This is a genomic window from Treponema denticola, assembly GCF_024400535.1.
Lineage (GTDB): Bacteria > Spirochaetota > Spirochaetia > Treponematales > Treponemataceae > Treponema_B > Treponema_B denticola_C.
This window is the reverse complement of record NZ_CP038800.1, coordinates 2,014,204-2,036,186: the sequence shown is the minus strand read 5'-3', so window position 1 is coordinate 2,036,186 and position 21,983 is coordinate 2,014,204. Positions and strand designations below refer to the sequence as shown.

At 36.7% G+C, this 21,983-nt stretch carries 14 protein-coding genes; 10 read left to right on the top strand and 4 right to left on the bottom strand.

Annotated features, from left to right (window positions below; genetic code table 11):
* Nucleotides 1–6: 6 nt before the first annotated feature.
* Nucleotides 7–2,064 (top strand): S9 family peptidase, encoded by a 2,058-nt coding sequence (locus tag E4N78_RS09640; protein ID WP_255810343.1) that lies wholly within the window; start codon nucleotides 7–9, stop codon nucleotides 2,062–2,064.
* A gap of 81 nt (nucleotides 2,065–2,145) precedes the next feature.
* Here the strand turns inward: E4N78_RS09640 and E4N78_RS09635 are convergent, their stop codons facing one another.
* Together E4N78_RS09635 and E4N78_RS09630 are read right to left on the bottom strand one after the other, a co-directional pair.
* The gene (locus E4N78_RS09635) at nucleotides 2,146–2,931 is read right to left on the bottom strand and encodes a hypothetical protein (protein WP_370645039.1); all 786 of its coding nucleotides are present in this window, start codon (nucleotides 2,929–2,931) and stop codon (nucleotides 2,146–2,148) included.
* A gap of 17 nt (nucleotides 2,932–2,948) precedes the next feature.
* Entirely contained in the window at nucleotides 2,949–3,332 is a 384-nt protein-coding gene (locus E4N78_RS09630; protein ID WP_255810341.1) for an ankyrin repeat domain-containing protein, read from the bottom strand.
* A gap of 250 nt (nucleotides 3,333–3,582) precedes the next feature.
* Between E4N78_RS09630 and E4N78_RS09625 the strand changes: the two genes are divergently transcribed.
* A complete protein-coding gene (locus tag E4N78_RS09625) occupies nucleotides 3,583–5,772 on the top strand; it encodes a DNA topoisomerase IV subunit A (protein ID WP_255810340.1) in 2,190 nt (729 codons plus the stop codon).
* Between the two features lie 8 nt (nucleotides 5,773–5,780).
* Here the strand turns inward: E4N78_RS09625 and E4N78_RS09620 are convergent, their stop codons facing one another.
* Nucleotides 5,781–7,070 carry a UPF0164 family protein gene (locus E4N78_RS09620; RefSeq protein WP_255810339.1) on the bottom strand — a complete coding sequence of 430 codons (1,290 nt, stop codon included), beginning with the start codon at nucleotides 7,068–7,070 and terminating at the stop codon, nucleotides 5,781–5,783.
* A 105-nt stretch (nucleotides 7,071–7,175) separates the two neighbouring features.
* On the opposite strand from E4N78_RS09620, the gene E4N78_RS09615 reads away from it, so the two are divergent.
* Genes E4N78_RS09615 through E4N78_RS09590 form a run of 6 tightly spaced genes read left to right on the top strand, consistent with a single transcriptional unit; the run spans nucleotide 7,176 to nucleotide 18,609 of the window.
* Nucleotides 7,176–10,121: a hypothetical protein gene (locus tag E4N78_RS09615; RefSeq protein ID WP_255810338.1), complete on the top strand. Its 2,946-nt coding sequence runs from the start codon at nucleotides 7,176–7,178 to the stop codon at nucleotides 10,119–10,121.
* On the top strand, nucleotides 10,118–14,704 hold the full coding sequence (locus E4N78_RS09610) for a SpoIIE family protein phosphatase (protein WP_255810337.1): 4,587 nt from the start codon (nucleotides 10,118–10,120) through the stop codon (nucleotides 14,702–14,704). Before E4N78_RS09615 ends, E4N78_RS09610 begins: the two co-directional genes overlap by 4 nt.
* Nucleotides 14,705–15,490 (top strand): ABC transporter ATP-binding protein, encoded by a 786-nt coding sequence (locus E4N78_RS09605; protein ID WP_255810336.1) that lies wholly within the window; start codon nucleotides 14,705–14,707, stop codon nucleotides 15,488–15,490.
* Complete coding sequence (locus E4N78_RS09600; RefSeq protein ID WP_255810335.1) at nucleotides 15,468–16,214, top strand: ABC transporter permease; 747 nt, start codon at nucleotides 15,468–15,470, stop codon at nucleotides 16,212–16,214. Before E4N78_RS09605 ends, E4N78_RS09600 begins: the two co-directional genes overlap by 23 nt.
* Complete coding sequence (locus E4N78_RS09595) at nucleotides 16,211–17,698, top strand: GldG family protein (RefSeq protein ID WP_255810334.1); 1,488 nt, start codon at nucleotides 16,211–16,213, stop codon at nucleotides 17,696–17,698. The genes E4N78_RS09600 and E4N78_RS09595 overlap by 4 nt, the downstream gene beginning before the upstream one ends.
* Nucleotides 17,695–18,609, top strand: a complete 915-nt coding sequence (locus E4N78_RS09590; RefSeq protein WP_255810333.1) for a DUF4340 domain-containing protein — start codon at nucleotides 17,695–17,697, stop codon at nucleotides 18,607–18,609. Before E4N78_RS09595 ends, E4N78_RS09590 begins: the two co-directional genes overlap by 4 nt.
* On the opposite strand, the gene pyrF is transcribed toward E4N78_RS09590, so the two are convergent.
* A complete protein-coding gene (pyrF, locus tag E4N78_RS09585; RefSeq protein WP_255810332.1) occupies nucleotides 18,599–19,501 on the bottom strand; it encodes an orotidine-5'-phosphate decarboxylase in 903 nt (300 codons plus the stop codon). The genes E4N78_RS09590 and pyrF overlap by 11 nt on opposite strands.
* 91 nt (nucleotides 19,502–19,592) lie before the next feature.
* On the opposite strand from pyrF, the gene E4N78_RS09580 reads away from it, so the two are divergent.
* Both E4N78_RS09580 and E4N78_RS09575 read left to right on the top strand, forming a co-directional pair.
* Nucleotides 19,593–21,305, top strand: coding sequence for a DEAD/DEAH box helicase (locus tag E4N78_RS09580; protein ID WP_255810330.1), 1,713 nt, complete (start codon nucleotides 19,593–19,595; stop codon nucleotides 21,303–21,305).
* Between the two features lie 72 nt (nucleotides 21,306–21,377).
* Nucleotides 21,378–21,971, top strand: coding sequence for a carboxypeptidase-like regulatory domain-containing protein (locus E4N78_RS09575; RefSeq protein ID WP_255810329.1), 594 nt, complete (start codon nucleotides 21,378–21,380; stop codon nucleotides 21,969–21,971).
* The last annotated feature ends 12 nt before the right edge of the window (nucleotides 21,972–21,983 follow it).

Sequence of the window (21,983 nt, the reverse complement as noted above, 5' to 3'; positions counted from 1 at the left end):
AATAAATTGAAACAATCCGATTTTGAAAAGCCGCCTGTTGCGGAAATAAAAGAAACACGTTTTGAAAAGTTTGGGAAAATAAGAATCGATAATTATTATTGGTTAAAAGACAAGACCGATAAAAAAGTTATCGATTACTTAAATGCAGAAAATGCTTATACGGATAAGATAATGGCTTCTTCAAAAGATTTGCAAAAATCTATTTATGATGAAATTGTAGGCCGCATAAAAGAAGATGATGAAACCTATCCTGTTTTTGAAAACGGCTATTATTATTATAACCGTGTCGAAAAGGGAAAGCAATATAGAACCTATTGCAGAAAAAAAGCCTCTCTTGATGCAGCTGAAGAAATCATTTTCGATGTAAACAAAATGGCGGAAGGGAAACAAGCTTTTATTTTCAGTGACTATGTTGTAAGCCCCGACAATAAAAAGGCTTGCTATTTTTATAACGAAACAGGCTCCTTTGCGGAATTTATTTTAAAGATACGCGATTTGGAAACCGGAAAAGATATAGGCTTCAGCTACAACGGAGCCGTTACCGCAGCTTGGGCTTCCGACAGTAAAACTCTTTTTTACAGTGCAATCGACAGTACCTTGCGTTCAAGCAAGGTCTTCCGTCAAAAACTTGATGAAGAAAAAGGAACTCTTGTCTATGAAGAAAAGGATGTAAAATATTCTTGCTATGTGCATGAAACAAAGACAAAGGAATTTATTTTTATTTCAAGTTCAAGTTCTACCACCTCCGAAGAGCGTTTTATTTATGCGGATAAGCCGGAAGAAGAATTTAAAATCTTCCTTCCCCGCGTTAAGGATACCGAATACTCCGTTTATCCGCACAAGGAAAAGTTTTTTATCCGTTACAAGGACAAGCAAAACTTAAACGGCAAAATCTATTCCGCTCCTCGTTCTTCCTATTCAGATAAATCTACATGGAAGGAAGAAAGAGCTCATGACGAAAATGTACGCATTGAAGCCCTTTCAGTTTTTGAATCCTACATTGTATTGGAGCTCCGTAAAAACGGCCTCATCGAGATTGAAATTAAATCGCTTAAAAACGGCGAGGTAAAAAATATTTCCTTCCCCGAACCGGTTTATACGGCTTATTTGGGGGCAAACCCGGAATACGCTTCCGATAAGGTCCGCTATATTTACACATCCTTAAACCGCCCGAGCAGCGTATACGATTACGATATACTTACGGGAAAATCGGTCTTGTTAAAACAGCAGGAAGTTCCATCAGGCTTTAATCCCGATGATTACACTGTAGAAAGGCTTTGGGCAAAAGCTCAGGACGGAGTGAAGGTGCCTATGGCTGCCGTTTACAAAAAAGGTTTGGCAAAGGACGGATCAGCGCCTACTCTTCTTTATTCTTACGGAAGCTACGGCTACAGCTCCGATGTTTATTTCAGTCCGAGTGTTTACAGCCTTGTCGAGAGAGGTTTTGTTTATATTGTTGCTCAAATCAGGGGCGGAAGCGATATGGGAGAGCAGTGGTATGAGGACGGTAAGCTCTTAAAAAGGAAAAATACATTTACCGATTTTATCGCTTGTGCCGAGCACCTGATTTCTCAAAAATACACTTCTTCCGATAAGCTCGCAATCATGGGCGGAAGTGCGGGCGGCCTTCTTATGGGAGCCGTTACAAACATGAGGCCGGATCTTTTCCATTCGGTTGTTGCTGCCGTTCCCTTCATAGATGTCGTTACTACCATGCTCGACGATTCATTACCCCTTACAACAGGCGAATATGAAGAGTGGGGAAATCCGAACGAAGAAGAATATTATAACTACATGCTTTCATATTCTCCCTATGATAATATCGAAGCAAAAAATTATCCGCACATTCTTGTAACGGGCGGCTTAAACGATTCGCAAGTTCTTTTCCATGAGCCTGCAAAATATACGGCAAAGCTGCGTGCAAAGAAAACCGGAGATAATATTCTAATCCTCCACATGAATATGGAGTCCGGCCACGGCGGAGCCACAGGCCGCTATGACAGAATTAAGGACACCGCCTTCGAATATGCCTTTATTCTTAACATGGTAGGAATCAATAAGTAGAGGGCTGCTTAAAAAAACTTGTTGTATTTTTAGATTTGATTTAATCACCGCAATTCCATTCATGGCTTTGCGGTGATTTTTTTACTCGGTAAAATTAAACAAAACGCCGTATGTTTTTTTCGGATCGGTATAAACCGATGAACCCGTATCTTCACCGATTAAATCTTTTTCCGATAAAAAGTAACGCACCTTTTCTAATGATTTAACCTTTACTTCAAAACTTATAAACCTGTCATAATCGCTTTTGATTATTTCGATATTCGGGGAGGATTCTATTTCCCAAAAACCTTCTTTAGTTTCTTTGTGAGGAACAAGAAGCTTTCTCCACAAATCGAGGGCTTTGTTATAATCTCTATATGCTATTTTTACCTTTTCTACATATCGAATTCCTAAGTTTCCTCCGGGTTCTTTTTCCGTTTTTTTGACAGGAATTTGATACTCGCAAAAAAAGACAGTTCCTCCTGTAGATAAATCATTACAGATTAAATTTTTCCAATATTGATTTGAATAAAGATTTGTTTCCTTAAATCCTTTTTCTCTTAGTCTGTCCTGTATATCCGAAACTTTCATTGCGGGTTCAAAGGCCATTCCTATTATTCCCGAAATATCTTCTTCTATTTTAAAGTCGATTGCTTCCAATACACAGTTTCCGAATTCTACGCCTCCGCTCGTAAACTTACCCATGCTGCGGTATGACCATGAGATAGGTAAATCAAATGTATATACGGGCATATTGTATAATTCTTTAGGCTCCTTACAGGTCAGCATAAAATGATCAATCTTTTTAACAAAGATTTCTTGACTTTCTTTTGGAGCACAGGCTGTTAATAATAAGCTTAAACATAAAATCATTAGTTTACTTTTCATCATTTTACCACACAGCTTTATAAAAGTTTTAGTTCCCTGTATAATTCGTCATTCTTTGCTAAAAGAGCATAATCTTTTATTGTCATGCCGTCCTGTTCTCCGCCTGTAACTTTTTCGTCTATGCAGGCACCCTTTGAGATTACATAGTCAAGCATTTTTTTGTCGCCGCCTAAACCGACGGCATGAACTATCGAAAAATTATAATCCGATTTAATTAAAACATCTGCTCCTTTTTCGATTAAAAACCAAAATAAATCCTTATAGCCGAATTCGGCTGCTTCCATAACAGCCGTAAATCCATCCTTGTCTTGAGTATTAATATCAAAGCCGTTTTGTAAATAAGTTTTTATAAGCTCAATATCATTCTTTTTTGCAGCTTTTATAAATTCGGCTATATTCATCTTTTTCTCCCATAAAAAGTCAACAAACAAAATTGATTTTTTCATTATTGAGTTTCAGCAGATATACAATTTATTATACTTAGTTTTTAGAAAAAAAACAAGTCAAAGGATTCGACAATCAACTGGTTTGATTTTATGTTGAAAAGCCTAAGAGGCCTTAGTTATTTTTTTTCTTTGGCTCTTTCTCTTCTTATAGACAAATTTCAGCTTTTAGTGTATCATCTTAAAATACTTTTTTTCGAGGAAAAAGATGGATTATATTGAAAGTCTTTTTAATAAGAATTTTTTGGAATATGCAAGTTATGTTATCCGCGATAGGGCCATTCCCGACCTTGAGGACGGTTTAAAGCCCGTTCAAAGGAGAATTCTACATTCTCTTTTTGAGATGGATGACGGTAAATTTCACAAGGTAGCAAACGTTATCGGGCACTGTATGAAGTACCATCCCCACGGAGACGCTTCCATAGGGAACGCCCTCGTGGTTCTTGCTTCAAAAGAACTTTTTATAGATACCCAAGGAAACTTCGGGAATATTTTTACCGGAGATGAAGCTTCCGCTCCCCGATACATAGAGTGCAGGGTAAACGACTTTGCAAAAACCATCTTCTATAATCCCCATATAACCGATTATACCATTTCTTATGACGGAAGAAACAAGGAGCCCTTAGCCTTTAGGGCCAAGCTCCCCGTAATCCTCGCAATAGGGGCAGAGGGAATTGCCGTAGGTATGTCCACAAAGATTTTGCCCCATAATATTCTCGAAATAATTGAAGCAGAAAAAGCCTTTTTAAGCGGAAAATCCTTTGCTCTTTTCCCCGACTTTCCTACGGGAGGATTGATAGACGTTTCGGAATATGAAGACGGCTTGGGCAAAGTTTTAGTCAGAGCAAAGCTCGACACCTCCGACGAAAAGAGGATAGTAATAAGGGAGCTCCCCTTCGGAAGCACCACTGAAAGTATGATTAACTCTATCGAGGCCGCTTCAAAGGCCGGAAAGGTTAAGATTTCGGAAATAAGCGACTATACGGGCGAAAATGTCGAGATTGAGTTAAAGCTCCCCAGAGGGGTTTACTCGGCCGATGTGGTAGATGCCCTCTATGCTTTTACCGAATGTGAGCAGTCTATTCCATGCAATCTTTTGGTTATAAAGGACAATCTTCCGGTTCAAATTACCGTAACCGATATAATAAAATATCATGCCAAGCAGCTGATGCAGATTTTAAAGGACGAGCTCGAATATGAAAGGGCTATGCTTACCGACCGCCTGCACATGCGCACCCTTGAGCGTATTTTTATTGAAGAACGCATATACAAAAAGATAGAAACTATGAAGACGGCAGAGGGGGTAATCAATGCTGTTATCAAGGGCTTTGTTCCCTTTAAAAAGGAATTAATCCGCGATGTAACCGAAGATGATGTCGACAAATTGCTTAAAATCCCCATCCGCCGCATATCTCTTTACGATATAAACAAAAACCGTGAAGAGGTTAGGGAGATAAATAACCGCTTAAAGGAAATAGCAAAGCTTTTAAAGAACTTAAAGGGCTATGCTATTTCGGTTTTGGACGGAATTGCGGCTAAGCTTCCGGCAGAGGAATTTAAGCGCAAGACCGAGATTACCGGCTTTACAAAGGTTGATGTAAAAGAGGCCGTAACAAGGGATACAGCCCTCCGCTATGATGAAGAAACGGGCTATCTCGGCACCTCCGTTACCACAGGAAAAGAGATTTTACGGGTCAGCCCCTATGACCGCATCTTTGTCTTGCGGAAGAGCGGGGTTTACACCGTAATGGATGTTCCCGACCGAGTCTTTGTCGATACGGGAATGTGGTATTGCGGCTTTGCCGAAAAAGAAGAGCTTTCAAAGGTGCTTTTTACCGTAATTTACCGCGATTCCAAGACAAAGTATGCCTATATAAAGAGGGCTAGGGTAGAAGGCTATATCCTAAACAGGGATTACCTTTTTGCGCCCGACAACACTGAGGTGCTTTTTGTAAGTACGAAACTTAAGTTTTCTTTTAAGCTGAACTACGCGCCTAAACCTAGAGTAAAAAAGATAGAAGAAGAATTTAAGGCCGATTCCTTTGCCGAGAAGGGCTTAAAGGCTCAGGGCGTGCGCCTTTCGGTACGAGAAGCTCTTTCTGCCGAAGAATTGTCTGAAAAAAAATCCTTGATTAAAAAGGCCCAAGAAAAAAAGAGCGATATGATTTTTTCTGAAACAGAGCCTGAAATGCCTTCTTCTAAAAAAAAGACTGAGGAGGCTTCATCCAAGAAAAAGGCCGAAACAAAAAAGACGGTTAAAAAGGAAGCACCCATAAAGGAAAAAAAAGAAGCCGTAAAGAAGACTAAGCCTGAAAAAACATCCAAGGATGTCAAAAAAGAGAAGCCTTCCGCGGCTCAAAAGACGCCAAAAAATAAGAAAAAGGTCTCGGAGAAATAGGTCTGCTTTTAATCCAGAAGCAAGTTTTGTTTGATTTCTTCTAAGAGCTTGAGCTGCTGTTCGGCTCTGGCTATACCTTCTATTGCAGGGTCATAACGCTTGTCGATTGCTAATATTTCTTTCCAAATCTCTATAGCCTTTTCATAGCTTTTATCATTGTATGCTTTTAGACCTTGGATATAGAGCTTTTTTATTGCATCCTGCTGTTTATCCCGTTTATCCTGACCTAAAAGCAGTTTTACTCCAACGCTTATACGGCTTATATTTGTAACTTGGCTGGATAGGTCTAAAGTATAATTTGCAGAAATTTGAACATTTGACAGGTTTATTTCCCCGCCAAGATTAAACCGAGGGTTTCCTCCCTTAATCCCAAAGCCCGTTAAAAGATTAAAATACTGAGTAATGGCAACCATCAAGCCCACGCTTCCATAGGGCAGGCCTGATCGTCTTATGTTTACAAGATTTACTCCTTGATTTATATCTATTCCAAACAAAAAGAAAGAAGCAGGACGGTATGCAAAGCCCATTGAAATATAAGAAGGCGGTATATCTCCTCTTATTGGGGGACCGAAATTTTTCATACTTAGGCCGAAGTAAAAATTGGGTTCATCGCTGTAAAAAAGTTTAAAGATATTTGCCCTTATCATAATGCCTAAATCTGCTAAAACTGCATATCCGTTTTGCTTTGATGCATTTTTATATTGTTCTTCCGGATCATCCAGGTCTGCTGCTTCATCTTGTCCTGAAAAAGGCGGCATTGACCTTATACCTGTTTTTATACTTCCCCCTACAGTTAGACCTTTAAAATCATAACCTGCAAGAAAATTGTAGGCAATATTGGCCGTTAAAAAAGTTTCACTGTAATAACCTGAGGCTTTTTTTTCGCCTAATTTTCCGTATTCTGTAAACGGAATATAAAAGCACCTTAGGGATGTTCCCCAGCCTAGATGGTTTTTTCTTTGGGTATAACCCACGGTTTCAAGCTTTGAATCTGCTATCCAGCTATTGTGCAGTACATTTAATTCGGTTTCTTTTAAAAGCGCACTCGCCGCAGGGTTTGCATCAAAAAAACTTATATCGTTTGACAGTGCCGTAAAACTGCCTCCAAGGCCTTCAAAACGGCCTCCTGATGGGATCAGAAGGCTCCTAAAAGCCGATTCTCCTTCAAATTTTTGAATAAAAATATCAAAAGCCGAAGAGGTAGATGCATAAGAATCGGAAATATCTGCTCCAAAAAGGCTTATTTTTGAAAAAATGAGAAAAATAAGTATGCAAACGGCTTGAATAAATCTCTTCATATTTATACTATTATATATGAATTTCGGTTTTTTTTTAAGCAGTTTTTAGAGTTTTTTGTTAAAAAAAACTCTAAAAAGCCGAAAATTGATATAGGATTTTTTGATTTGAATAAAAAACAGGCTTTTTTTAGTATTTTTATTTTTTTTCTCTGTATTGCCGCTTTTCCAAAGGGCTCAGCCGAAAAGGATTATGCTGAAGGAAGAGCTCTTTTAGATTCATCTAAAAATACGGCTGCTTTGGAAAGTATAGTCCAAGTAATGGAAAACAAGCCTGAATCAATGGAAACAGGAATAAATCTTGCCCGCAAAACAATGAAAAATCAAATGAAATTCCAAAATAAGCTTGAAGAATTTATAGATTTATTAAAAAATGATCCTACAAATAGCGAAAAACGGCTGGCTTTGATAAAAGACATAGAAGACTTAGAGGCTGATATGGATCCTGAGCTCCATGATTTTTTAAATAAGGTAAAATTTTCTTCAATGTATGCTATTAAGCGAATTAAGTTTAATGATATAATGAGCAAGGGCATTGCTTTAATAACGGAAAAAGAGTACACAAAAGCTTCAAATACATTTATCAGCGGTTTTTCAATTTATGACGGAGATATAATAAGTGAAAGTAACAATCAAGAGCTGTGGACTATCATGAAAAAGCAGCTTGATATTGTTAGAGCCGATGTCAAAAAATATGAGGACTCCTATTCCGAATTTATATCTGCTACTAATAAATATTATTCTAAGGCATTTTCAACATCGGCTGTTTCAATTGAAAAAGAATTGGAAGCTTTACAAAATACTGCTTCAAATATTCGAAGTATTATAGGCTCGACTGTTAAGGCCGGTTCTGCTTTAAAGAAGATCTATTTGGATGAAGCTGCAAGCGGTGCCGATATCGATGAAACATTATTACCTTTTGCTTATAGATTAACGATAGGCAGGGATTCTGCTCAATATTATGAAGGCGTAGAAGGCTCTATGGAAGCAGGTATGTACGATAAACTTTCTTCTTTAGCCGATAAACATTGGGATGAGATTAAAAGACTTTGGATTGAATCATGCGATACTTTTAATTTTGAAACGGATATGCCTATAGAAAAGAATATTTCTTTAATCAATTTGCATCTAAAAAATTTAAACGGGCTCTACTCTCTAATAAATATCCGTTCCAATTCTAGGTTTAGTAAGACTGTTGACACTTTATCTAAAAAACGCGTGTCATTAGCACAATTGAGTAATATTATAAATTCTACAAAAAATTATTACAGCAGGTTTTTAAGTTTAAAAAAAGAAGAAAACCTTTTTTCATCTTCTAGTTCTGGAAATTCTGATGAATTGCGGAATCCTGAAAATATAAAGGTTACTAATTTAAAGTCTCAAACTAAAGAGCTTGAATCTATGATTGATTCAATTAAAAAGCTGTCAGCAAGTGCATATCCGCATAAAGAAAATGATCTTGTTGAAGAAGAGGATGCCTTACACAGCAAACATGACTTATTTTTAAGTAATTTAAATAAAACAAGGCTTTCTTTTTATGAAGAACTTGCTATCATAAATAATAAAGCCGGATACCAAGCTTTTTCGGAGTCTAAACAAAAGTATGAAGCCTTTAAGGATTATTTGGTTCAAAAAAACATGGATGAAAAAGTTTCCGTATCTCCTGAAAAGGCCAGAGAGGAATTAACCGGTTTAAGGGATGTCATAAAATCAGATATCCGGCTTTTAAATAAGTTTATCAAAGAGACTGGTCTTTCAATATCGGAGCAAAGTAATATATTTGCAGAAAATAAAACCGGCATAGAAAAGACTGTTACCGATCTTGAAGCATTGTTTAAAAATGTAAATTCGGATTTAGCTCAAGCAGAATCCATACTTTTAAAAATCCAGTTGGCAAAAAATGAAGCCGATTTAAGATATGAAGAAGCCGTAAAAAATTTAAAAGCCGGTAACTTTACTTCGGCTCGGCGTAATATTGAGTTATCCCGCACAAGAACAAATGATTCTCTTGCACTTGAAGAAAATTCGGAATATCGAAAGATGACCGATGAAAGACTTGAAAAATTAGGCAAGGAAATAAGTGATGCCGAAAATGCCGTAGTAGTTAAGGATGTCCGTGAGTATTTGGAAAGAGCAAAAAAAGATTATTTTAATGGTGAGTTTGAAAGAGCTGAAGTATCTTTAACTTTGGCCAAAAGCCGCTGGGCCGTAACTAATGTTGAGCCAAATGAAGAGGTTGAAAATTGGATTGCTATTATCAATACTGCAGGAACATTAAAAACCGGAAGAACAATACCTGTCTCGGCGCCTCTTTATCCTCAAATGATTCAGCTTTTAAATAATGCAAACCAGCTTTATTTGGATGCTGAAAATAAAATAAAATCCGGGAAACGTAATGAGGCTTTAAAGAATTTAAATCAAGCTAATGAAAATATCAAGCAGGTATTATTACTCTTCCCGTATAATGAAGTTGCAGGTCAGTTGAGTTTAAAAATAGATAAGTTGCTTGACCCTGAGAATTTTAATGAGCAGTTTAAGAAAAAGGTTGAAACTGTTAGAAGCGGATATAAGACTAACTCTCAAAAGGCATATAGCGATTTATTGGATTTGTACGGCATAGATAAAAACTTTCCCGGCCTTGCTGCTTTAAAGAATGAGATAGAAATTTATTTGGGAATTAAGCTGCCTCCTCCTAATCTTAAAGCTATTTCCGATTCGGATAATCTTACAAAGTCGGCAGAGGTTATATATAAATCCGGTGATAAGCTGTCTTTCCCCATTGCTATTCAACAGCTGGATACGGCTATACAACTTAATAAGGAAAATACTGCCGCTATACAATTAAAAGACACGATCCGGATGGCTATGGGCGGTGACGGTACTATAGTTCTTTCTGCTGCTGATGAAGCAAAATATCAACAAGCCGTTTCCGAACTTCAAAAAGGAAATAGAGTTATAGCAGCTGCTTTAGTTGAGCAGTTGATGCAAAGCCCGAATGCAAAGAATTCTGCAAAGGTCCGTGAGTTAAAAAAGAGGATAGATGCATTACTATGATGAACTTAAAAAAAAGCTTTATAAAATTTTTGAATCTACTTATATTTATTGCAGGCTCCTTAGCGGCAAAAGAATTCTATTGGGAAACCCCTTCACCCCTAAGTAATAAAAACGGGCAGTTTTTGAAATCTGCTTCAAATAAAAATATCTCTGCATCCGTATGGGAAGAGGTTGTAAGATCTTCGGATAGTTCAGGTTTGATCTATATTTCCGCAGGCGTATATGTAAATAAAAAATGGGCTATAAATGAAAGAATAATTCCGCCTATTCCATATACGGCGGATATTCCTTCTATTGTGTCTATAGCTGTAGGAAATGATGACTCTATTTTAATTGCATTGGTAAAGGATAGAAACACGATAAGTATTTTAAAAAGCACGGACTATGGAAAAACTTATACGGTTAAAGATATTACTCCCGATATATCCGATTTACTTTCGCCTCAGGTATCCGTTTCATCTGACGGTAAATATCTTATATTTCTTTCGCATGGAGTAAATCAAAAATTTTCAATTTTTTCGTCATCTTCGATAGACGGTTTAAATTGGTCTCCTTTTTCCGAACTTGATTTTGTAAAAAGTACGGATAGAATTTTTCTTCCATCTCATACTGCTGCTTTAGATAAAGATGTTATAGTTTTCCAAGCCTTGGATACAACGGCAAATAGACAGACTTATCAGCTTTTTTCCAGTTTTTCTTCGGATGGAGGAATATCGTGGTCGAAGCCTGTAAAAATAACTGATGATTCCAATTATAATAACCAAAGACCGGATATAACATATATCAAAGAAGAAGATTCAATTTTTCTTGTGTGGGAACAATCACCTTACCGCAGGGAAAAAAGTTCGACAGCCTTTGCTGTTTTAAATAATAAAGGTTTACCGTCTTCTTCAACCGAGACTCTTCCATCTCAAAACGGCAGCGTATTTAGTCCTAAAGTTATGTCTTACAATCATAAACCTCTTGTTGCTTGGTCCGAATATTTTGAAGGTAAATCTTCTGTTTTTATTGCACGTAAATCGGATTCCGGATGGGTTACCGATTTAGTCAGATCCATAAACGGTATGATTTTTTTTGTTAATCCTTTTTTTGCATATGAAAATCTCCATATTGTATGGCAAGAAGGAGCCGCTGCTGCAAAGATTATTCATGTTGAACCTGATTATGAAGTTGGAAAAGCTCAATTACAGCCGATGAACTTTGATTCAAAAACATCTGAAGGTAAGCAAAAGATTACAATTAAAATAAAATTTCCTGCCGATTCATCAGGTATTGCCGGGTACTCATACGACTGGTCAAAAGATGCTCCTCCTGAATTTATTGAGCCTGTAATAAAAAAACTAAAGACAGATTCCGTTTTGGTATATGAACCTGAAGAGGATGGTCTATGGTATCTGGGTGTAAGGGTGTGCGATTATGCAGGAAACTGGTCAGATATTGTAACTATATCTTATGAAAGAGATATCGTTCCTCCATCGAGTCCTGTTTTTGATATATTGGATCTGGATGCCGAAGGCTTTTTAAAATCCAATACATTTAATATCTCGTGGAAGGCTCCTGAGTTCGACATAGACGGTAAATATGAAAGTGCAATAACCGGATATGTTTGGAGCCTTTCATATATAGGCAGTATAGAAAAATTTAAATCATATTTAAAGAATTTATCTTTTATTGATGATGAGGGTATACAAAACCTTTTGACAGATAATTTAAAGGCAAAGATAAATACTTCTGCATTAAATACCACTGAGCCTAAAAGAGAATTTATAAATTATGAAAACGGTTTATATGCTTTAAGTGTTTCTGCTGTAGATTCTTTTGGAAATGTCGGTATTCCGGCAGTCAAGTATTTTGCTTTAAATAAATATATTCCGTATACTTATGTTGCAGATATAAATGCAGAACAATCAATTGACGGTTCTATATCTATTTCAATAATCGGTAAAGGATTTTCGGCTGAGGGAAAGATTAGTCAGATATACATAGACAAGGATGGACTTGCTCCTTATGATCTTACGATAGAATCGGACAATTTTTCTATACTGACGGATCAACTTATTTCCGGTATTAAACTTGATTATTTGGATCCCGGGAAATATTATATAGGTCTAATGCATTCAAAGAGGGGATTGTATTTTGCAAAAAATACTATTTCCTTTGACGAGATTGGAAATATCAAATTAGGGGATTACAGTAAGTCTTATACTTATAATTGGCTTCTCAGTGCTGCCGATTATGATGTTTCCGATTATATTTTAATTATTTTTTTACTTTTATTTATTGTATTTATTATTATTTTTTCAATATCAGGTCTTATTCATTCGGCAAAAGAAGCTATAAAAATAAAAAATGAAGTAACTGTCTTATTGAGCGGAGGTGCTATGACATTCGGAAAAGAAAAGAAACTATCTGCATTAAAAGTTAGAGGTATGGGATTAAGATTAAAGTTTATTTTATTTACAACTACTTTAGTAATATCCGTTATTTTAACCTTAGCTCTTCCTCTAGGTTTTAGATTTTCTGAAACTCAGGAAAGACTGCTGGCTGAAGGCTTGGCTTCAAATACTCAAGTTTTGCTTGAAAGTTTGACATCGGGTGCTAAAGCTTATCTTCCGTCAAAAAATGTATTGGAATTGAGCCTTTTGCCTTCTCAAGTTTCGGCTCTTAAAGAGGCTGATTTTGCAACAATAACGGGCTTCCATATTGATAACAAAAAGGTAAGTTATAATTTTGTTTGGGCATCTAATGATAATGACATTGAATCCAAAATCGATACCCACGAATTTATTGTAGGTGAATCGGAATTGTCCTTACCTGATCTGGAACCAGTATATCAAAATCTCGATAAGATAGATCAAGAAGCCCGTGAAAAAGTCGGAGAACTTGCAGCAGAAATTCAATCTTTAACAAATACGGCTATGGAAATGGCTTTAAACACGGATAAGAAATCTACAGAAAGGCGAAATGAAATTCAAGCTGCAATAAATCAGATGGGAGAAAAACTTAATTCGGAATTAAATCGTCTAAGTATAAAAGGTGCCGGTTCTTATCCTGAATTTAACTCAAAAAAATTATCCAGAGATGTTACAAAGTATCTTTTTTATAAGCCCGTACTTTACAGACAAACAGGAGATAAATCGAACTTTATTCATGGTATGGTTTATGTTCAGGTTTCTACAAAAGGATTGATTGAACAAATTGATGAAGCCGCTGCTGAGCTGTATAAAATTATATTATTGATTTCATTGGCTGCTCTTGCAGCAGGTATAGCCGGTGCTTATATCTTGTCTTCAATTATTACGGCTCCTATAAAAAAACTTGTAAGACATGTTGCTATGATTTCAGCTACCGAAGACAAGGAGCTCCTTGCCGGTAAAGATGTTAAAATTAAAAGAAAGGATGAGATAGGAGTTTTAGGAACAACCATAAATGAAATGACAAACGGTCTTGTGGAGGCAGCTGCAGCTTCAAAGGATTTGACTATGGGTAAAGAAATTCAAAAAATGTTTTTACCCCTCGATTTAGATGAAACAGGAAGAAAGCTTACATCAGGAAAGACTATAGATGATAATGTAGAATTCTTCGGCTACTATGAAGGAGCCCGTGGCGTTTCCGGAGACTATTTCGACTATATAAAACTGGACGACAGATACTATGCAATTATAAAGTGCGATGTTGCAGGTAAGGGAGTTCCTGCCGCTCTTATAATGGTCGAGGTTGCAACTCTTTTCTTGGACTACTTTAGAGACTGGAGCTATAAAAAGCAGGGACTAAAAATAGATCAGGTTGTATCACGAATAAACGATCTACTGGAATCCAGAGGCTTTAAGGGACGCTTTGCAGCCTTTACCCTTTGTATTATGGATTCTATAAGCGGTAATGTTCATTTTTGTAATGCAGGAGATAATATTATAAATATTTATGATGCAGCCTCAAAGAAAATGAAAGAGGTTGTTTTGACCGAGGTTTCTGCTGCAGGAGTTTTTCCGACTTTTATGATAGATATGAAAGGCGGCTTTAAAGTTGAAACCGTTAAATTAAATTCCGGAGATGTTCTATTCCTTTATACTGACGGTATTGAAGAAGCTAAACGCTTGTTTAGGAATTCCAAACTGGAGCCTATTTTATGCGAAGAGCCCGGACTTGAAAAAGATGCCGAACATGAAACTCATAGTGTCGGTCAGGACGGAGAAGAGTTGGGTAAGCCCCGTGTATGTGAAATCATCGAAAGTATCTTTTCTCGAAGTTCTTTTAGCTTAAAAAAATGGCATAACCCGATTGAAAATGAACAATTTGATTTTGATTTTACAAACCTTGAGGGCACAATTGAAGATGCGGTTATAGGTCTTGTTTCTGTCGAAAAAATATTCCGAATGTATCAGGATCCTAAGGCAACCGATAGGGATATGGTTCAGGTAGATAAAAAAATAGATTTATTTTTAAATAAACATTTTAGGCAATATCAAACTTATTGCGGAAACCGTGTACCTAACACAAGTTATAACGAGTATCTTTATTATACAAATGTACGGGAAGATCAGCAATATGACGATTTAACTATTTTGGGAATTAAGAAAAAATAAATGCTCAAAGTACAAAACTTAAGTAAGTATTACGGAAGCAAAAAAGCTCCGGTTGTAGGATGTAAAAATATTTCGTTTGAATTAAAACCGGGAGAGATAACTTCGCTTTTGGGTTTAAACGGTGCCGGTAAAAGCAGTATTATAAACTGTATATCAGGTTATTATACTCCGGATGAAGGAGATGCTTTTATAGACTCGTACTCCATATTAACCGATGAACTTGAAGCAAAAAAGCTTCTAGGTATTCTATATGAACAAAATCCCCTTTATTTGAATATGACGGTCTATGACTTTTTATATTTCGCCGGTCAAATGCACGGAATAGAAAAAGATAAATTGGATGCTGCTTTAAATGAGGCAATCGATTTTTGTGAAATAGATGAAGTAAAAAATCACTTAATTAAAAGTTTATCCAAGGGTTTTAAGCAGCGTGTAGGACTGGCTCAAGCTGTTTTACATAATCCTCCGTTAATTATTTTAGATGAGCCTGCTTCAGGTTTTGATTCGGTGCAGGTAAAAGATTTTGAAAAAAAAATATTGCATATTGCAAAGGAAAAAACAATTTTAATATGCACTCATGATTTAAGGCAGGCTGCAGAGCTTTGCTCCAATCATATTTTGCTCAATAAAGGAGAAATAATAGCCTCAGGAAATCTTTTAGAAATAAAAGATCAACTGGCAGCTGAAGGCTGCGAGTTTGATTCGGAAATAAATTATACCATATTGGAAAAAGCTTTTGAATTTTTTGCAGGGATAAACAAAAATGAATTTAGAAAAAACGAATAAAAATCTTATTTTTTTTATTGCAAAAAAAGAATTTAAGATGATGTATAAAAGTTCATCCTTTTATGCTGCTTCTCTTTTTTTTCTGGCCGGTGCGGCTATTGCCTTTATAGGTTCCGATTCGTGGTTTAATGCAGGTTTGTCGGATCTAAAAACCTTTTTTTTAAATATGCCTCTTTTATTTTGTGTTGTGATCCCGATGCTGACGATGAGTTCGTGGAGTGATGAAAAAAAACAATTTACCGATAAGTTTTTATTTTCCCTGCCCGTTTCAATCCGTTATATTGTACTGGGGAAATATTTAAGCCTTATTTTAATATGGTCCATTATGCTCGTATTAAGCTTGGTAATACCTCTTTCCGTTTTTTCATTGGCTTATTTCGATTCCGGCTCTTTTTTTGTTTCTTATATTTCTATTTTTTTATTCGGTGCGGGTATTATTTCGATCTCTCTTGGCCTTTCGGCTGTAAGCAGTAAACCTGAAATTAATTTTTTGTTTTCGTTTTTGACGGTTTTATTTTTTACAATTATTTATCCTTTGACAAAAAATTTAAATCTTCCCTTATTTCTGAATAAGATTATCGCTTATCTTTCTTTTAGCGCTCATTTTGAATCGGCTGCACGAGGGCTTTTTGATTCCCGCGACATTATCTTCTATTTAATTTTAGTCGTCTTAGGAATTGAGCTTAATGTTTTTATTTTAACACAACAAAGGAATGTAAGATGAAAAAAGAATATAAGTTTCAATTTTTGCTTTTTGTTTTGATGCTTATTTTAATTTCTCTTGTTTCTTCAAAAATATATTTTAGACTTGATACTACAAAGGAAAAAAAATACACCCTGTCAAATTATACAAAAGAATTATTGACAAATCTTGAAAGCTCCGTAAAGGTAACTTGGTTTAAAAGTTCAAATGTAGATAGTTTTTTCCCTTCATTAAAATATTTAAACGATATGCTTTCAGAGTATAAATTATATTCCAAGGGAAATTTTGATGTTGTAATAAAAGATACTGCAAGCCTTTCATCGGATGCTATAAGCAAGATAGGGCTGGTTCCCCGTGAAATAGAAGCTCAAGACAATTCCGTAAAGATAATTCATAAGCTCTACTCCGGTCTTATGATAGAATATATGGGACAAACAAGAATTATACCCTTTATTGATGATATTGATACCTTAGAGTATGACCTTGCAAGATTTATTTTAAGTATGAGGTCTGATGCTTTAGGAAATACCCAAGCGGGAACGATTTTTCTTATTGCGGATCCTGCCTTGCTTGAAACAGATTATTCTTATGTAATTCCTTGGCTTGAATATGCAGGTTTTAATGTTTTACCTTTGGAATTGCCTGCAAGCAATATACCTGCCGAATTTCCTCTTTTGGTTATAGGTTCGGATTATATAGATTATTCTTCCGCTGCTGCGATAGATATGTTTTTACAAAAAGAGGGCAGGGCTGTTTTTTTTGTTTCAGGGAATAAGGTCGATGTAAAAGGTTCTTGGAAAGCTAAGCCTAAGGTAAAAGATTTTCTATTGGATGTGCTTTCTCATCACGGCTTTTATATAAATGCCGATATGGCCTTGGATTTAATAAATAACTTCCGCATTACGATGGCTCAAGCTGATAACAAAGGTACAAAATTAATTAATTATCCTTTTTGGATTCAGTTTCCTTTAAGCGGTATTAACCTAAGTCATCCAATATTTGCAGCATACAGGCCTTTGATTTCTTTTTGGCCTTCTTCAATCGATTTGGATTTAAATAAAAATGCAGAGCTTGTTCCTTATGTACTTACAGGTCAAAACTCCTTGACGGTTTTTGATTCTTACAGCACCGATCCTCTTGAAAATCATTTTAAAAAATTTGAGGATGCATCTTTTAAGCCTTCGGTAATTGCTGCAGGGCAAACAAAACCTTCCCGTATCTTGGTTATAAGCGATGAGTATATGATAAGCAGGGCAATAGATTATACCGGTTCCACATACAATATGGATTTTATGGTAAACTGTTTGGAATATGTTTCTTTAAAGGATAATCTCCTTTTGTTAAAAATTAAAAAACATTCTCCTCCTCCCTTTAAACAATTTGAAGATAGAGAAAAAATGACAAGCCTTGTATTTAGGGCAAGATTAATTTCTATTATATTTCTTCCTCTTTCTGTTTTTATTTTGGGGCTTTACATGTTTATAAAACAAAGGAGATCAAGGTGAAAAGTTTTTTTAAATTAAAAAAATATACTCAAGCTTTGATTTTTGCAAATAGTTTTTTTCTCTTAAGTTTGATTTTTGTAAGTATTCCAAAAAATGAAGCAAATGTTTTTAACACTTCACTTGTATCAAGACAAAATATAGAAAACATAGATGAAATTGTTTTTACTATTCCCGATAATTCCCTTCCTCCGCGTTTTAACGAGTTAAGGCTTATCAAAAAAAAGGATAAGTTTGTTTTGAGTACTCAATCTGGAGAATATAAGGTTCAACCGGCCTTAATAGAAAGGCTCTTTTCCATTTTAAGTACTAAACAAAATTTTAGGTTTGTAAGCGATGATATAAAACAATATATTAATTTTGGATTGGATGAAGATCATGCTGCCCGCCTACAGCTATTGCGTTCCGATAAAACCATAATGGGCGATTTCGTTTTCGGGAAGAACGATACTTTGGGTATCAACCGCTATGTCCGAATAGATGCCCGCACAAAAATTTTTATTATGCCGGATGTCCTAGCTTCTTTTTTAACCGTAAACAATAACTTTTGGCTTGACCTGCAAATTTATAAATACAAATTTGAAAATAACTCAATTCAGCTTATCGAAAAAAACAAACAGCTTATCTCCCGTTCGGATAAACATAAAGAAAAATTCGGCGAGTTGGAAACATTTTTAAAACAATTTTCATGTATAGATATTTTTCCTGCATTTCCGATTACCAATTCGGAAACTCAAGAGCTTAATTTAATTTTAGGTACGGGAGAAAAAATAGAGATTCTTCTTACGCCGATGGAAAGCGGCGATTTTATTTTGTTTGATTCCGCTTCCAATAATTCTTATGTTATAAGCGGATACACAAAACGCCGCATAGATTCCATCTTAAATTCTATTTTTGAAGATTCTAAAAACTGATGCCGTTGATTGCCGTCTCGTTTAGAAGTTTTTCGATATTGTTTATACAAAGCTCCAAATAGTTTTCAGGCACAGGTGATTTTTTCCAAGGATGGGTTAAGGCACTGGAGCTGTTTATTCTTATGAGGGCTAAATCGCAGCCGGAATTTTTAAGAACCTCCATTACCGTTTTAGCATCTCCTCCTTGGGAGCCGACTCCCGGAATCAGCATGGGAACCTCTCCTGCTTGGGCGTAAATACCCGAAATTATTTTTAATTCTTCCATTCCCGTCGCTCCGACAACGGCTCCCGTTCCCGGAAATTCCTTCGCATAAAAAGCAATCTTTTTTGCAACCTCGATATAAAGCTCCGGATTATTTTTACCGTCATAATCGGTTTTAAGATTTTGAAAATCCTTTGCTCCGGGATTGCTGGTTCGGTTTAAAATATAAGCCCCCTTATCCGAATATTTTTCCGAAATAAATGGCAGAATAGAATCGCTTCCCATGTAGGGGCTGACCGTTACCGCATCCGCTTTCCAGCAGTCAAAGGCTTCGATGGCATAGTTAAGACTGGATCGGGCAATATCGCCCCGCTTTGAATCGAGGATTACAGGAATGTCGGGAAAGTGTTTTTCGATTAGGGATAAAATTTCTGCGAGGCTTTCGGAGCCCGAAAAATCCTTTTCCCTGGGCTTATCAAGGGCCGAATAGTAACCTATATTCGGTTTAAAAGCTGCGGGAACCAAATTCTTTTCCTGCATCTTATCTAAAAGCTCTTTAAAAAAGCTTACAAGATTGTCCTTTACCATTCCGGTTTTATTCGGGATAGCTTCAAAAATAGGGTCTAAGCCCATACATGCACAGTTATTCGTTTTTTTTGCTGAAGTTTTTAATAAGTCGATGTAGTTCATATTGGCGGTAAGTTTAGCCTAAAACGGAAGATATGTCAATTATCATTGAGCTATAGATTTTTTTTTGCTTATTTATTATACTTAAGAGATTATGTTAATTACTTTTAAAGAATTGGGACTTGACGATATAGTCCTGCAAGCAGTTGAAGCCAAAGGTTTTGAAGAACCTACTCCTATTCAGGTTTTGGCTATTCCCCGCCTTCTTTCAGGAGAAGCAAATGTTATCGCTAAGGCTCGGACAGGAACGGGAAAGACGGCAGCCTTCGGCCTTCCCCTTGTGCAGGAGCTGCGTTCAAACACCGGAAGGGTGAGAGCCCTTATTTTGGTTCCTACCAGAGAGCTGGCCGTTCAAGTTGCCGGCGAACTTGAATCTTTTAGAATCGAAGAATATCCCCGTATCGCAACCGTTTACGGAGGAGCGGCGATAGGCCCTCAACTTAGAAGCCTAAAAACCGGCGTCGAAATTGTTGTAGGAACTCCCGGCCGCATAATGGATCATCTTGAACGGGGCTCCCTAAAAATCGAAGATATAGAATATTTTATTTTGGATGAAGCCGATGAGATGCTTAACATGGGCTTTATCGAAGACATAGAAAATATCTTTTCAAAGGCAAATCCTGAAGCCCGTGTTTTAATGTTTTCGGCGACGATGCCCAAGCAGATACTGAGCATAGCTTCCGACTTTATGGGCGACTATGAAATTGTCGAAGAAGAACCTCAAGAAGAAAGAGCATCTTTAACGGAACAATTTTTTTGGGTTGTAAGGGAAGGGGATAAAACCGAAGCCCTTGTCCGTCTTATAGATACAAGCCCTAACTTTTACGGCCTCGTATTTTGCCAAACAAAAATCGATGCCGATGATGTTGCAAAGGAACTTGACGAAAGGCACTACGAAGCTGCCGCCCTCCACGGGGATATTCCTCAAAGTCAAAGGGAAAAAATATTGGAACGCTTTAGATCTAAAAAGACCCGCATTCTTGTTGCAACCGATGTTGCCGCAAGGGGTATAGACATCGAGGGTATTTCCCATGTTGTAAACTATGCAATTCCTTATGACGGGCCGACTTATACCCACCGTATAGGAAGAACGGGACGGGCCGGAGCGGCAGGAGTTGCCGTCAGCTTTGTACGCCCGAACGAGGTAAAAAGAATAGAGTACCTGCGCAAACATGCCCGCGGAGAATTAAAAGAAGGCAAAATTCCTTCAATCGAACAAGTCATCGAAATCAAGCGTACCCGTATCTTAAAAGAAACGGCTGCCCAAATCGAAAAACGCATTAGCGAAGAAAAACCCGAACAGGGCTTTGCTGCCTTTGCAAATAAACTTGTAGAATATGGAGATGCCCAAACAGTTCTCTCCTTTATTCTTCAAATGCAATACGGCTCGTTTTTATCGCCTGCTCATTATAAAACAATCAAGCCTGTGCGTTCCGAAGGGAGGGCACGAAAATCGGATGACGATTCTTTGCGTCTTTATATAGGTGTGGGCCGAAAAGACGGTATCACAAAGCGAAAACTTGCCGAAATGCTAAGCCGTCTTCTTTCAATCCCCGAACGGCTTGTAGATGACATAGAGGTTATGGATAAATTTTCTCTCGCTACAATGCCTAAAAATGCTGCAAATGATGCTCTGCGCCTCTGTAAAAAGAAAAGGGGCTTACCTCATATGCATATTGATGTAAAAAGTGAGGCTCCGGCTAATTACGGTTCTATCGGTAAGGGTAAAAGAGGGCAAAAACGGAAAAACGGAACACAAAGGAAAAAAGAAGGTTTGAGCTCCGCCTCAAAATATAAGCGTAAATAGTTTAAATTTTTACTTTTTACTTGACAATATTCTATTTTTTACGGTATAATCTGGGGTACGGGAGTTATTTTTATGAGTGTTATAAAGGGAATTGTGCGGGATAAAAACAAACAGCCTGTCAGTCATGCTAAAGTTGCTCTTTTAACGGAAAGGTTTGAAGTTATCATCAGCGGTGAAGCTGATGAGTCCGGCTGTTTTTGTCTGGAAGCTGATGCTAAAAGGTATCCTTTCTTTATAGCTTCAAAAGGTTTTAATGAAAAATTTCTTGATTTTTGGGGTTATAATATAGATTTAAGGCATGACCTTGAGATAAACCCTATTCTTGGTAAAATAGAAATTTTTAGTTTGATATTTTTTCCTTCTCTAGATGCAGATAAGACTATGATGATTTATTTTAGGCCGATGAGTCTAAAGCTGCTTGTAGGCAAGGAAAAAGTAATTGCGCCTGAGCTCGGCACCGATGATATAACCGTTTCCGTCAACGGGGACTTTTATGAAATTGTTACTATGAGGGTTATAAGTGAAACGGTTAATAAAGGGGTTGAACCTATAAGGGCCTATGCCTTAAAAATAAGTCTGGATGGTATAGAATTTGACGGAAAAAATAAACTCGAAATAAGCATTATAAAAAATGAATGTTGCGGTGAGGCTGTTCTATTTTTCTAAATGTAGGCTTTA

Excerpts from the sequence above, each read along its gene's own strand:
- E4N78_RS09635 (WP_370645039.1), bottom strand. The coding sequence starts at position 2,931 with ATGAAAAGTAAACTAATGATTTTATGTTTAAGCTTATTATTAACAGCC.
- E4N78_RS09630 (WP_255810341.1), bottom strand. The coding sequence starts at position 3,332 with ATGAATATAGCCGAATTTATAAAAGCTGCAAAAAAGAATGATATTGAG.
- E4N78_RS09625 (WP_255810340.1), top strand. The coding sequence starts at position 3,583 with ATGGATTATATTGAAAGTCTTTTTAATAAGAATTTTTTGGAATATGCA.
- E4N78_RS09620 (WP_255810339.1), bottom strand. The coding sequence starts at position 7,070 with ATGAAGAGATTTATTCAAGCCGTTTGCATACTTATTTTTCTCATTTTT.
- E4N78_RS09610 (WP_255810337.1), top strand. The coding sequence starts at position 10,118 with ATGATGAACTTAAAAAAAAGCTTTATAAAATTTTTGAATCTACTTATA.
- E4N78_RS09605 (WP_255810336.1), top strand. The coding sequence starts at position 14,705 with ATGCTCAAAGTACAAAACTTAAGTAAGTATTACGGAAGCAAAAAAGCT.
- E4N78_RS09600 (WP_255810335.1), top strand. The coding sequence starts at position 15,468 with ATGAATTTAGAAAAAACGAATAAAAATCTTATTTTTTTTATTGCAAAA.
- E4N78_RS09595 (WP_255810334.1), top strand. The coding sequence starts at position 16,211 with ATGAAAAAAGAATATAAGTTTCAATTTTTGCTTTTTGTTTTGATGCTT.
- pyrF (WP_255810332.1), bottom strand. The coding sequence starts at position 19,501 with ATGAACTACATCGACTTATTAAAAACTTCAGCAAAAAAAACGAATAAC.
- E4N78_RS09580 (WP_255810330.1), top strand. The coding sequence starts at position 19,593 with ATGTTAATTACTTTTAAAGAATTGGGACTTGACGATATAGTCCTGCAA.
- E4N78_RS09575 (WP_255810329.1), top strand. The coding sequence starts at position 21,378 with ATGAGTGTTATAAAGGGAATTGTGCGGGATAAAAACAAACAGCCTGTC.